A 12,975-nucleotide genomic window follows, 5' to 3' on the forward strand; every position below is an offset into this window, starting at 1 on the left:
CGAACTAGCTACCGGTGGCCTGCTGGTACGTGGCAACGTCACCGTCCAGTTCTCGAAGCACCCTGTTCCAATCGACATTCACGATCTCGACACCTTTGAGCGTCGCGGCTGCCGAAGGTCCGGTGCCGGTCGCGGGCGCGTCGCGCAGCTCGGTGCGAGCAGGCACCGCGAAGGCATCGGGCAGCGTCTTCTGCGCATCGGCCGACAGCAGGAACTCCATCAGCTTCTCGGCCGCGGGCTTGTGCGGGGCGCCCTTGGTCATGCCCATCACGTACGGCACGGCAACGGTGGAGCGCTTTCCGTCGGCAGCGGCGGGGAAGAAGAGGGTGAACTTGGAACCCTTGTCCTTGATGTTGGCCAGGTTCATCTGGACATCGCCATTGGCGACGACCAGCTCACCCTTGTCGACCTTGGCTTGCAGCTTGCCCGTGGAGGACGAGGGGCCGACATTGTTGGCCTGCAGCTTGCCGAGGTAGTCCAGCGCACCCTGCTTGCCGAGCAGGTTCTGCAGCAGGATCAGCACCGCGGTGCCGTCGCCGGCCTGGCCGGGGGTCGAGTACTGCAGCTTGCCCTTGTACTCCGGCTTCAGCAGGTCGTCCCAGGTGATGTTGGTGGTGTCCACGGAGGGGTTGGCGATGAAGCTCGAGTAGTTGCCCGCGAGGGTGACGTACTTGCCTTCCGGATCCTTGTCGGCGGCCGCGACCGCGGTGGTGTCGACACCGCTGTCCTGCAGCAGCCCAGCGCTTTTCGCCTTCTGAATGAATGGCGGCAGCGTGACGAGCACGTCGGCCTGCGGGTTGGACTGTTCCTTGTCCACCCGGTTGACGACTTCGCCGGAGCCCGCCTCGACCAGGTTGACCGAGATGCCGGTCTGCTTCTCGAATTCGGCGAACTGGGTGGTGTACCAGCTGCCGACGCCGTCGGCGGAGTACACGGTGACGGTCTTGCCGTCGCCGCTGTCGGTGCCGGTGCCACTGCATCCTGCGGTGAGTGCGACAGCAGAGACGGACGCGATGATCAGCGCGGTTCGGGAGATGGTGCGTGTCAGGCGGCCCTGTGTGTTCGAAGTACGCACGATTGCTGCAACTTTCGGTTCGTGTCGAGTGAGGTGTCGAAGGGGGCGGGTGGTTTCCTCGGCTCCGTGGGGGGTGACGGATCAGGTTCGGTCGGCGAGCACCAGCTCGGCGAACTCGGTGACCGACGCCACCACGTGGGTGGCGCCTGCGGCGCGCAGCTGGTCTTCGTCGTGCGCGCCGGTCAGGGTGCCCGCCACGATCCGGGCGCCGGCGGCGAGGCCGGTGCCGATATCGCTGGTCGTATCGCCGAGCACCGCAACCTGATCGACGGCGTCGACGCCGAGGCGCAGCAGTGCGGTGAGGACCATGTCGGGGTAGGGGCGTCCGCGCCCGGCATCGGACGGCGCCAGGGTCAGATCGGCAATGTCGTTCCAGCCGAGGGCATTCAGTAGCCGGTCCTGGGTGCTGCGGCTGAAGCCCGTAGTGAGCGCGACCTTCACACCCCCAGCGCGCAGCGCGCGGATCGCCTCGGCCGCACCGGGAATCGGTGTGATGTCGGCCTCGTCGATCAGTGCCTCGTAGGCAGCCTCGAAGGCGCGGTTGCCCTGCTCGGCGCGGTCTTCGTCGCCGAGCAGGGCGCGAAACACCGCGATCTTCGACTGGCCCATGGTGTCGAGTACGTACTTGCGCGCTGTGTCCCGTTCGGGGCCTTCGGTTTCGATGCCCGCGGCGGTGGCGGCGATGTCGAAGGCGCGCAGCACCAGGCCGCCGTCGGTGACAGTGGTGCCTGCCATGTCGAGCACGGCCAGTCGGATGTTCTTGTCCGGCACAGCGTTCCTCACAAATTGAGTAGGTCGGCGGTTTCCTCGCCGAGGACGGGGCCGAGGGTCATGCCGCGGCCGCCGGGGCCGGTGATCACCCAGATGTGCTCGTCGGCCTCGGCTCGGGTGACGATGGCGGTGGGGTCGATGCTCTGGCTGTAGACACCGGCCCAGCGCCGAACCACCTGCGGCAGTTTGCGTCCGAGCATTTCCTCGGCGATGGCGGTGAGATGTTCGTAGGGCGCCTCGTCCACGTCGAAGGCGAAAGGCTCCTCGTATTCATGGGTGTCGCCGATGGTGAGGCCGCCGTGCAGACGCTGCACGCACAGCAGTTGCATCTTGTGCTCGGCGGCGGTGGCGGTCTGGGACTGCTCCCGGTTCAGTGCGTCGGTCTCGGCGCCCGCGAATCCCGGGTAGTACCTGAAGCTGTCGCCGTCGGCGATGGCGGTGGTAAGCGGCTCGCCCAGCGGCGCGGTCTGCATCATCTGCAGCCGGACGCGGCGGACCGGGATGGTCCCGACCAGTTCGCGGGTCAGGCCGGAGTGTGCCGCGCCGGGGCAGTCGAGCACCAGATCTGCGTCGTGGTTGCGGCCCTGGTCGTCGATTACGGTGGCGCCGGAACCGGTGTCGGTGACCGACCTGGCCTCGGTGCCCGGGTGGAAGGTGTAGCGGCCCGAGGCCGCCATATGCGCACGCAGCGCGGGCAGCGTCTGGCGCGACTCCACTGCGGCGTCGGTCGAACAATGCAGTCCCGCAAGGAATTTGCCGCGCAGGGCGGGGTTGATTGCGCGCACCTGCTCCGGCTCGAGCAATTCGAAGCCGCGGGCCTGCGCGCTCGGGTCTGCGGCGGCGGCCTCGGCGACGGCGAGTTCCGCGGGTGTGCGCACCAGCGTGATCGATCCCGCGGGGCGGAACCCGACGCCGGGGACCCGGCCGCCGATCTCCTCCCACAGCTGCCGGGACCGCAGGGTGAGATCGAGCTCCGTGGCCGAGCGCCCGGAGACCCACACCAGACCGAAGTTTCGTACCGTGGCGCCGCGGGCTTCGGGCTCCCGCTCCAACTGCACGACCTCGTGCCCACGGCCGATCGCGGCCAGGGCGTGTGCGGTGCCGAGGATTCCGCCTCCGATGATGACCAATCGCATGGACACATAGTGAGCAATGGTCTAGACCGATGGGTGTTTCTTGCGCAAACGCTAGGTTAATAATTGGTATAGACCAATCACGGGTACGCTGTCGGTATGGACGGAGTGGACGTGGCGGGGGTCGACGCCCCAGCGGCGATGACAGCCGGCAGCGATGAAAGGTACGGCGGGCGCATTGATTCTGCGCAGCCGAGTCGATTGCCCAAGTCGTATCTGGTACGCACGGAACTCGAAGAAATTCTGAGCGACATGTCCGAGGGTGACCCGGTCCCTTCTGAACGCGACCTGGCTGTCCGGTTCGAGGTCGCCCGCGAAACCGTCCGGCAAGCGCTGCGAGATCTATTGGTGGAAGGCAGGATTCGACGCCAGGGCCGGGGCACGGTGGTGTCGCGGCCGAAGATGGTGCAGCCGTTGTCGTTGCGTTCCTATACCGAAGGCGCGATCAGCTTCGGTCGGGTGCCTGGTCGACTGCTGGTCAATTGGGAGGATGTGCCCGCCGACGCCGACACCGCCGACGTGCTCGGGCTCGCGCTCGGCACTCCGGTGATGCACCTCGAGCGAGTGCTGCTCGCCGATGGTGAGCGCATCGGATTGGAGAGCACCTTCCTGCCGCTCGCCCGCTTCCGTGCTTTGTACGACACCTATGACCCGACCACGTCCCTATACGCGGCAGTGCGCGCGTCGGGTATCGAGTTGGGCAGGGCGACCGAACGCATCGAGACGGTTCTCGCCTCCCCGCGCGAAGCCGCTCTGCTCGAATGCACCACGGCCCTACCGCTTTTGCTGCTGAACCGCCGCAGTGTCGACGGGAAGGGAGAGCCGATCGAGCGAGTCCGGTCGCTGTATCGCGGCGACCGGATCGCTTTCGAAGCCCAGCTCTCCAGGTAGACAGCGGCCGCGGGAGATCGAACGCCGTGCCCGGCGATGCTGGTCACCCGGCGTGGTGTGCGGCTTCCCGCCTATCAGCGGACCTGCGGTGCCACCTTCTCGCCGAGGAGTTGGATGTTGTGCAGCACCTTCTCGTGCGGCAGTGTGCCGACGCTGGTGTGCAGCATGAACCGATCCAGTCCAAGGGTGTCGCGAATATCGGCGACCTTGGCCGCCACGTAATCCGGCGTGCCGACGAACAGTGAGCCGCTTTGCGAGCGCAGACCGTCGAACTGGGTCTTTGTCATCGGACCCCAGCCGCGTTCGCGACCGATGGTGCTCATCGCGAGTGCATACGGCTCGTAGAAATCCGCGACGGCTTGCTCATCGGTGTCGGCGATGTAGCCGTGCGCGTGCACCGCCACCGGTTGCTTATCGTGTCCGCCTTCTGCGAGAGCGCGGTGGTAGAGATCGACCAGCGGCTTGAACCGTGCGGGCTCGCCGCCGATGATAGCGATCGCCAACGGCAGTCCGAGCAACCCGGCTCGGATGACCGACTCGGGACTGCCGCCCACGGCAATCCACACCGGCAACGGCCGGTTGTCGGTGCGCGGATACGCGACCGCGTCCCGCAGTGGAGCCCGGAACTTGCCCGCCCAGTTCACCGGCTGGCCCTCGCGAAGATGCAGCAGCAGTGCCAACTTCTCCTCGAACAGTTCGTCGTAGTCGGCGAGGTCGTAGCCGAACAACGGGAACGACTCGGTGAACGAGCCGCGACCGGCCATCAGCTCGGCTCGGCCCTCGGACAGTCCGTCGAGGGTCGCGAAGTCCTGGTACACCCGGACCGGGTCGTCCGAACTCAGCACGGTTACCGCGCTGGTCAGTTGGATGCGCTCGGTTCGTGCGGCGATCGCTGCCAATACCACCGCGGGCGAGGATGCCGCGAAATCCTTGCGGTGATGCTCGCCGACGCCGTAGACGTCGAGTCCGGATGTCTCGGTCGCCACCGCTTCCTCGACCACCTCGCGCAACCGTTCGCCGGCGCTCGGCGCGGGGCGCTCACCGACCGCGTACAACTCGGCAAACGTCGTCAGTCCCAATTCCACGGCTGGAGTCCCGTCCATGAGTAGTTTCAGTGTCAACTACTACGGTAAACGGACCGCGGTCCGTGACTATTCCGTCGGGCAGTGGAACAGCCTTCGGTCGGGCTAGACCGCGATACTCTGCGCAGGCGGCTTGATGACGCCGATCAATCTTCGATCTCCCATGTCGTAGGTGTTGCGTTTCAGCTCGTCGCCGGAGTTGCCTTCGATGGTGGTGATCTTGTTGCCGTTGATGGACTCCACGATGCCCACATGGTCCAGTTCCCCGTCGTTCTTCCAGTCGAAGACGATCATGTCGCCTGGCTGTGCGGCCGAGGTGTACCCCCACAAATTCATCTTATGGGCGTCGGACCAGAGACTTGGCACGAAATTCGGGTTGGTCCATTTGACCTCATACCCGGCCTGATCCCAGACATAGGTGGAAAAGGCGGCACACCACGGCCCGTTGATGTCGTATGGCCTCTTGACCAGGTTGCCGTTCTTATCGTAGGCCGCTGCGACGTTGTTGCCGCCCTGCTCGTGGACCCCGAGCGCCAGTTCGCGCTGTGCCTGCGTGAGGATGTCGGCGACGGTGCCATGCCCCTTGGGGTTGTAGCTGGCCGTACTCGCGGGCAACGCCGTCGAATAGGACGGCGAGGATGAGTAACCGCCAGAAGGACTCGGGTGCGAGGCGGCGATGGTGCGCGCATGACTTTCGGACTGGGCCCACGCGCCCTCGACCTTGCCGTGTACGTCGTCTACGGCGTGCAGGACGAAGCGCAGCGTGCGGATCTCCTCACCGACCGTCAGCGGCAGTTGCACTCCGTCCTTGTCTTGACGCTCGTTGATACTGCGGAGATCCCGATCGAGTTGACCGAATCGTTCCTTGACCGACACATACGTTGCGTTCGAGAGGTTGAAGGTAGAAAAGGTGGTGTCCTTGACGTTCATGCCTTGCTGATCCATCTCGGCTTTCTTCGTATCGACGTCGGTCTGCCGAGTGCTGTAGCCGTCGACCATCAGTCCCTCGGATTTGGCGTTGTCGAATGCGGCGGTGTCGAGTAGCTTCTGCTTCTCCATCCAACCGACCAGATCGGGTTGTTTGTCACCCTGGCCCGAAGCGAACAGCAGAATCGACGTCTCGATGGCCTCCTGTGATGCGCGAATGGCCGACGTCGTGAAGCCGCTGGCGATCTTGGGAATGTACAGGGTGTCGACGAAGCCGACCAGTTCATCGCGGGTAGTGCTCATTGCTGCTCCGATCCTGCGATTGTCCTGATATCGCGTGCTATCGGGTTTAAGAGCACCATCTGTAACCTCGCTCGGCCGGTACCGCCGGATGCTCCGGCGGCTGGATCCCTCTCTTCGGCAGATTATCGGTCATTCCCGACATTGGTAACGTTCCATATCCGGCTCGGGCGGCATCGTTCGCGACTGCGATCGGCACGTCAACCGCCGCGAGGTGGCCGCAGAGCATGGCAGATAGTCTGGTGCCATGTCAGTGCGCACCCGTCAGCCGCTTGTTCCCGGGACCCTCTCGCCGACTCGGGAAGTTCCGCGCTCGATCGAGCGTCCGGAGTACGCGTGGAAAAAGACCGTCGACGAGGGCAACGAACCCTGGGTGCAGACGGCCGAAACCATCGAAAAAATGCGGATCGCGGGAAAGATTGCGGCGCAGGCGCTGGAAGAGGCGGGCAAGGCCGTCGCGCCCGGCGTTACGACCGACGAACTGGACCGGATCGCACACGAGTACATGTGTGATCACGGGGCCTATCCATCGACCCTCGGATACAAGGGATTTCCGAAGTCGTGCTGCACCTCGCTCAATGAGGTGATCTGCCACGGGATTCCGGACTCGACCGTGATCGAGGACGGCGACATCGTGAATATCGACGTCACCGCCTACATCGACGGGGTGCACGGCGATACCAACAAGACCTTCCTGGCGGGCAATGTTGACGAGGAGGTTCGGCTGTTGGTCGAGCGGACCGAGGAAGCGACCGCGCGGGCCATCAAGGCTGTTCGGCCCGGTCGTGCCCTGAATGTGATCGGCAGGGTGATCGAATCCTACGCCAACCGCTTCGGCTACGGCGTGGTCCGGGACTTCACCGGTCACGGCGTCGGCCCCACCTTCCACAGCGGCCTGGTCATCCTGCACTACGACCAGCCTGCCGTCGACTCCATCATCGAGCCGGGCATGACCTTCACCATCGAGCCGATGATCAACCTCGGCGGCATCGACTACGAGATCTGGGACGACAAATGGACCGTGGTCACCAAGGATCGTAAGTGGACCGCACAGTTCGAGCACACCCTGGTGGTCACGGACACGGGCGCTGAAATCCTGACCCTGCCGTGACAGGTGGCTGCGCTGGGCCGCGCGGTTCGATGCGGGTGTGCGTACACCCGGGCGGCGCGGTAGCGGCGTGAAAGGCGCACTGCTCGTCGCGGGCACCACCTCGGATGCGGGCAAAAGCGTTGTGGTGGCGGGGCTTTGCCGAATGCTGGCGCGCCGCGGCGTGCGCGTCGCGCCGTTCAAGGCGCAGAACATGTCCAACAACTCCGTCGTCACCCTCGACGGCGGGGAGATCGGGCGGGCACAGGCGCTACAGGCGCAGGCGTGCGGGCTGGAACCGAGCGTGCGGTTCAATCCGGTGCTGCTCAAGCCGGGCAGCGACCGCCGTTCTCAGCTGGTGGTGCGCGGACAAGCGGTCGGCACGGTGGGAGCGCGCGACTACTTCCGGCACCGACAGGATCTGCGGGAGGTCGTTGCGGCCGAACTCGCCTCTCTGCGTGCGGAATTCGACGTGGTGATCTGCGAGGGGGCGGGTTCGCCCGCGGAGATCAACCTGCGGGCCACCGATCTGGCGAACATGGGACTGGCTCAGCCGGCTCGGCTGCCGGTGCTCGTGGTCGGCGACATCGATCGCGGCGGGGTGCTCGCCCACCTCTTCGGAACCGTCGCAGTGCTCGATCCCGAAGACCAGCAACTGATTTCGGGCTTCGTGATCAATAAGTTCCGCGGCGATGTCGAACTGCTGCGGCCCGGACTCGAACGGCTCTCCGAACTCACCGGCCGTCCCACACTGGGCGTGATCCCCTTCGCCGACGATCTCTGGATCGACGCCGAGGACTCACTCGGCACCGTCGCCGATGCTCCGGTCGGTCGTCCCCGCCCGCCCGTCGGCGCCGAATGGCTGACCGTTGCCGCCATCAGGCTGCCGCGCATCTCCAACTCCACCGATGTCGAGGCTCTCGCTTGTGAGCCGGGAGTAGCCGTGCGCTGGGTGAGCGAGCCGTCCAGGCTTTCGGAGGCCGACCTCGTGGTGCTGCCCGGCAGCAAGGCGACGGTCGATGACCTGGCCTGGTTGCGCCGCGCCGGGCTCGCCGACGCGTTGACGGCTCGCGCGGCTGCGGGCAAACCGATCCTCGGCATCTGCGGCGGCTATCAGATGCTCGGCCGCCGGATCGCCGACACCGTCGAATCCGGTGCGGGCGTCGTCGAGGGCCTCGGACTGCTCGATCTCGATATCGAATTCGCCGACCCGAAGGTACTGCGCCGGGCCTCCGGCCGCAGCCTGCTGCCGGAGCGAATTCCCTTGCAGGGCTACGAAATTCATCACGGACGGGTGCGTCGCAGCACCGATCCTGCCTGGCTGGAGCTGGCCGGCGTACCCGAGGGCAGCGTCTGCGGCGCGGTGTGGGGCACCCACCTGCACGGTCTGCTGGAATCGGACGGGTTCCGTCGAATGTGGCTGCGGCAGATCGCCGCTGCGGCCGGACGACCGGGTTTCCTTGTCGCCGAGGATGTTTCGGTTGCTGCGATTCGCTGCGCCCAACTCGATCTGCTCGCCGATCTGGTCGAAGAGCACCTCGACTTCCCACAGCTGGAACGCCTGATCGTCGACGGTGCGCCCGGCGGCCTTCCTGTCCTCACCGCCGCGATGGCGCCGAGCTCCGCAAGTCGCTGAGCTGGGTGAACCCCTGAATACATGGCTGGAGAAATAGTGGTGAACCCCACGTCTGACTCGCAGGTGAGGTTCGACACGCGGCTCTGTTCAACCGGGCCGTGTACCGTACTCCGGCATGAAATCTCGGCGGATCACGGTCGGTGACCGGGCTTGGACCGTGCGGGTCGACGGGCCCGAATCTCGGCACAGCGTGTTGCTGCTGCCCGACGCGGGTGATCCGGTCGACGTGTACGACCAGGTCTGTGCTCGACTGCACAATTCGGACCTGCGCACCATCGCGGTGGAATCGATAGCGGACCTGGACACCGCCGGTGTACACGGCATTCTCGACCAGCTCGGCGTGCCATGGGTGAATGTCGCCGGACGCGGGTCGGGCGCGGAACTGGCCTGGCAGCTGTGTGCGGGCGGTTTCGGCCGGTTCATCAGCCTGGTGGTCGCCGATCGCGGCCACCCCGCGGTACCCGCCGCGGATGGGACCGTGCTGGACGCAGCGTGCCGGCCGGTCGAGCTCGCTGTCACCGTGCTGGTGACCAAGAACATGCCGCGTGTGGTCGCGGATACGTCCGGACGCTACGTCTACGGCGAATTCCGGGTGGTGGAGATCGACGTCGACAATGTGGCGACCGAAGCCGACCACGAGCTGGCGACCGAGATCGTGTTACGCACCAGCCTCTGGTGAGGCGGACTTGCGCAGGTAGATCGCCAGCCAGTCCAGCCAGTTGTCGAGCTCGGTGAACGCCTTCGCCAGCGGCTCGGCAGAGGACAGGAAGACGTCATGCCGTGCGCCATCGATCGGGACGATGTTGGTGCGATCGCCGAGGCAGCCGGACCAGCGCTGGATCTGCCTGACGTCGAGCACCGCGTCCGCCACGTCGACCGCGGGCCCGTACTTGCGTGCGAACTTGGTGATCCGGGAACGCAGGATCAACGCGGGCACCCCGATTGCGAGACCGGCCTGCAGCTGGGCATGACCATTGCGGATAGCCCGCAACCAGCCGAAGCGGACCGGGAAGCCGCTCAGCGGCTTCCAATCGAGGTTGTAGTCCCATTCGCCCGCGACACTGTGGTGCAGGCTGTCGCCGTAGGAGCTGATCTTCCCGCCGGGTAGCTCGATCATCGACCGAAACCTGCCGAGCGCCTTGATCACGGGTGTGCCGATGGTCCGGTAGTACGAGGGGCCCTGCAAGTCGAACCACGGGCTGTTGAGCACCAAACCGGTGATACCGGATGCGACGGTGCCCTTGGCCCGATTCAGCCGGTCCAGCCACAGCGGCACGATCAGCCCACCGGTGGAGTGCGCGACGAGCAGCACCTCGCCACCGGTCTCCTCACGCACGATGCGCAGCGACTCGTTGAGCTCGGCGTCGTAGAGCGCCAGATCGGTGACGTAGTGCGGTGTCTGCCCATCGCGGAGCGAGCGTCCGCACTTGCGCAGGTCCAGGGCATAGAACTGGTGCCCGCGCCCGGCGAAGTGCTCGGCGAGATGCTGCTGGAAGAAGTAGTCGGTGAAGCCGTGCACGTACAGCACCGCGAGCTCGGTGGCCGCGGCGCCGGAATCCGGGGTGTACCTAACGAGTGTGGCCACCGCGTCACCCTCGCCGTCGGGATCGGGGCCGAACGCCAGGGTCCGCTGCTCGTAGCCCGCGCCGAGAACGTCCGGTTGCCACTTCGCGCCCGTCGTGATGTCCGACACGCCTAGCGAGGTTTCGTTCGTCACGACAACCAATCTAGGTGACGTTTGCGTCGGATTGAAGTTCCAGCGTCGCCGAGGGCAGGGGAGGAATCTATGTCACATTCGGCAGGTTCGTTGCCGGTGATCGAACCGGTGAGGTGCACAATTGGCAATAGGTGAACGGCGGGTAACCTACTCACCGCCGAGTCACGCCAGGCTCGTAAAACTCCATATAGCGCCCGTGCCAAGGCTAACCACCAAGAGGGTGGCAGCCGCAGAAGTGACAAGGAAGTCGATCTACCCGTGCCGAACGCTGCCATGACTGAAAAGACCGATGTGGTACTCATCGGTGCCGGCATCATGAGTGCCACCCTCGGCGCGCTGCTTCGTCAGCTGCAGCCGGATTGGTCGATCTCCCTGTTCGAACGGCTCGACGCCGTTGCGGCCGAGAGCAGCGACCCGTGGAACAACGCGGGCACCGGCCACTCGGCGCTGTGTGAGTTGAACTACAGTCCGCAGAAGCCGGACGGCTCTGTCGATGTCTCCAAGGCGATCGACATCAACGAGCGCTTCCAGGTCTCACGGCAGTTCTGGGCCTACGGTGTGGAGAACGGCCTGCTCAGCGATCCGTCGGGCTTCATCAACCCCATCCCGCATGTCAGCTTTGTGCACGGTGCCGACGACGTTCAGTACCTGCGCAAGCGCTACGAGGCGCTGTCGCGCCACCCGCTGTTCGAGGGCATGGAATACATCGACAGCCCTGAGGAATTCAGCCGACGACTGCCGCTGATGGCCAAGGGCCGCGATTTCTCCGACCCGGTCGCGCTGAACTGGAGCGATGCCGGCACCGATATCGACTTCGGTTCGCTCACCAAGGAATTGCTCGCCTACCTCGGCAAGTCCGGCGCGGACCTGGCCTTCGGCCACGAGGTGCGCAACCTGACCAAGCAGTCCGACGGCACCTGGCTGGTGCGGGTGCGCAATCTGCGTACCCGCCAAACCCGCACGCTCATCAGCAAATTCGTCTTCGTCGGGGCAGGCGGTGGCGCGCTGCCGCTGCTGCAGAAGGCGGGCATCAAGGAGATCGCGGGCTTCGGTGGATTCCCGGTGAGCGGCCAGTTCTTCCGCTGCACCAACCCTGAGCTGATCAAGCAGCACGAGGCCAAGGTGTATGGCAAGGCCGCCGTCGGCGCGCCGCCGATGTCGGTGCCGCACTTGGATACTCGCGTCATCGGCGGACAGCCGGGCCTGCTGTTCGGCCCATACGCGGGCTGGACGCCGAAGTTCCTCAAGGACGGCAAGCTGACCGACCTGTTCAAGTCGGTGCGTCCGGGCAACCTGTTCTCGATGCTCGGCGTCGGCGTCACCGAATTGGGTTTGGTCAAGTACCTGGTCAGTGAGCTGCTGAAGTCCGAGGCGGGCAAGGTGTACACGCTGCAGGAGTTCGTCCCGCGGGCCGACGGCCACGACTGGGAACTGATCACCGCGGGTCAGCGCGTGCAGATCATCCGTCGCAAGGGTGCGGGCGGCGTGCTCGAGCTCGGCACCGCCGTGATCGCGGCCGAGGACGGCTCCATCGCCGGTCTGCTCGGCGCATCGCCCGGCGCGTCGACCTGTGTGAGCGCCATGGTCGATGTGCTGGAGCGCTGCTTCCCGCGCGAGTACGCGGACTGGATGCCGAAGCTGAAGGAAATGGTCCCCTCGCTGGGCGTGAAGCTCTCGGAGAACCAGGCTCTGTACCACGAAGTGTGGGACTGGACCGCCAAGACGTTGAACCTCACGGGCGTGTCGGACAACACGCCGAAGTACGAGGGGGTCGCGCCGACGGCGTAGGTGTGGTACCAAAACGCGATGATGTCAACGGTTGCACTCAAACGGTCATGGGCGCAGGATCTCGACACCGCCACCCTTTATCAGCTGTTGAAACTTCGCGTGGAAGTCTTCGTGGTGGAGCAGAAGTGCGCCTATCCGGAACTGGACGGCCTGGATCTGTTGCCGGAGACCCGACACTTCTGGCTCGACGACGAGGGTGAGGTCATCTCGACGCTGCGATTGCTCGAAGAGCACGAAAACGGCGTGAAGTCCTTCCGCATCGGCCGCCTGTGCACCGCGGTCCCCGCCCGCGGCCACGGCTACACCACCAGGCTGGTCCAAGCCGCCCTGGCCGAAGCCGGCTCCGCCACCGTACGCCTGAGCGCCCAGACCTACCTGGTCGACATGTACACCAAGTTCGGTTTCAAGCCCGACGGCGAAGAGTTCGACGACGACGGCATCATGCACACCCCCATGCGCAGGGGGTGAGTCTTTGGCAGCGCCTGCGGCGCTGTGTTGGATTGGCGGCGCCTGCGGCGCCTGCGGCGCTGCGTGTTCGCGGCCCCCTTGGTCTCGCTTCCGAGCGGCC

12 protein-coding genes are annotated in these 12,975 nt (G+C 65.5%); 6 read left to right on the top strand and 6 right to left on the bottom strand.

All coding sequences use genetic code 11. From position 1 onward, the window contains the following. Positions 1-4: 4 nt before the first annotated feature. From ACLMAL_RS18930 to ACLMAL_RS18940, 3 genes are all read right to left on the bottom strand, one after another. A complete protein-coding gene (locus ACLMAL_RS18930) occupies positions 5-1,075 on the bottom strand; it encodes a 2-aminoethylphosphonate ABC transporter substrate-binding protein (RefSeq protein ID WP_412000262.1) in 1,071 nt (356 codons plus the stop codon). 81 nt (positions 1,076-1,156) lie between these two features. Beyond that, positions 1,157-1,846 carry a phosphonatase-like hydrolase gene (locus tag ACLMAL_RS18935; RefSeq protein WP_412000318.1) on the bottom strand — a complete coding sequence of 230 codons (690 nt, stop codon included), beginning with the start codon at positions 1,844-1,846 and terminating at the stop codon, positions 1,157-1,159. Positions 1,847-1,854: 8 nt separating this feature from the next. After that, positions 1,855-2,982 (bottom strand): TIGR03364 family FAD-dependent oxidoreductase, encoded by a 1,128-nt coding sequence (locus ACLMAL_RS18940; protein ID WP_412000263.1) that lies wholly within the window; start codon positions 2,980-2,982, stop codon positions 1,855-1,857. Positions 2,983-3,120: 138 nt separating this feature from the next. On the opposite strand from ACLMAL_RS18940, the gene ACLMAL_RS18945 reads away from it, so the two are divergent. Beyond that, positions 3,121-3,870 carry a GntR family transcriptional regulator gene (locus tag ACLMAL_RS18945; protein WP_412000319.1) on the top strand — a complete coding sequence of 250 codons (750 nt, stop codon included), beginning with the start codon at positions 3,121-3,123 and terminating at the stop codon, positions 3,868-3,870. A 74-nt stretch (positions 3,871-3,944) separates the two neighbouring features. Here the strand turns inward: ACLMAL_RS18945 and ACLMAL_RS18950 are convergent, their stop codons facing one another. Continuing rightward, positions 3,945-4,955, bottom strand: a complete 1,011-nt coding sequence (locus tag ACLMAL_RS18950; protein WP_412000320.1) for an LLM class flavin-dependent oxidoreductase — start codon at positions 4,953-4,955, stop codon at positions 3,945-3,947. Positions 4,956-5,057: 102 nt separating this feature from the next. Next, complete coding sequence (locus tag ACLMAL_RS18955) at positions 5,058-6,182, bottom strand: CHAP domain-containing protein (protein ID WP_412000264.1); 1,125 nt, start codon at positions 6,180-6,182, stop codon at positions 5,058-5,060. A gap of 244 nt (positions 6,183-6,426) precedes the next feature. On the opposite strand from ACLMAL_RS18955, the gene map reads away from it, so the two are divergent. The 3 genes from map to ACLMAL_RS18970 all read left to right on the top strand — a co-directional run bounded on the left by map (position 6,427) and on the right by ACLMAL_RS18970 (position 9,581). Next, complete coding sequence (gene map, locus ACLMAL_RS18960) at positions 6,427-7,290, top strand: type I methionyl aminopeptidase (RefSeq protein ID WP_412000265.1); 864 nt, start codon at positions 6,427-6,429, stop codon at positions 7,288-7,290. A 67-nt stretch (positions 7,291-7,357) separates the two neighbouring features. Beyond that, positions 7,358-8,902 carry a cobyric acid synthase gene (locus tag ACLMAL_RS18965; protein WP_412000321.1) on the top strand — a complete coding sequence of 515 codons (1,545 nt, stop codon included), beginning with the start codon at positions 7,358-7,360 and terminating at the stop codon, positions 8,900-8,902. Positions 8,903-9,017: 115 nt separating this feature from the next. Further along, positions 9,018-9,581 (top strand): alpha/beta hydrolase, encoded by a 564-nt coding sequence (locus tag ACLMAL_RS18970; RefSeq protein ID WP_412000266.1) that lies wholly within the window; start codon positions 9,018-9,020, stop codon positions 9,579-9,581. Here ACLMAL_RS18970 and ACLMAL_RS18975 read toward each other — a convergent pair. Next, positions 9,561-10,619, bottom strand: coding sequence for an alpha/beta hydrolase (locus ACLMAL_RS18975; protein ID WP_412000267.1), 1,059 nt, complete (start codon positions 10,617-10,619; stop codon positions 9,561-9,563). The two genes, ACLMAL_RS18970 and ACLMAL_RS18975, sit on opposite strands and share 21 nt — an antisense overlap. Before the next feature lie 273 nt (positions 10,620-10,892). Between ACLMAL_RS18975 and mqo the strand changes: the two genes are divergently transcribed. Together mqo and ACLMAL_RS18985 are read left to right on the top strand one after the other, a co-directional pair. After that, the gene (gene mqo / locus ACLMAL_RS18980) at positions 10,893-12,407 is read left to right on the top strand and encodes a malate dehydrogenase (quinone) (RefSeq protein WP_412000268.1); all 1,515 of its coding nucleotides are present in this window, start codon (positions 10,893-10,895) and stop codon (positions 12,405-12,407) included. 18 nt (positions 12,408-12,425) lie between these two features. After that, positions 12,426-12,875 (top strand): GNAT family N-acetyltransferase, encoded by a 450-nt coding sequence (locus tag ACLMAL_RS18985; protein WP_328403867.1) that lies wholly within the window; start codon positions 12,426-12,428, stop codon positions 12,873-12,875. Positions 12,876-12,975: the final 100 nt, after the last annotated feature.

This window comes from Nocardia sp. CWNU-33, assembly GCF_046764895.1.
GTDB lineage: Bacteria > Actinomycetota > Actinomycetes > Mycobacteriales > Mycobacteriaceae > Nocardia.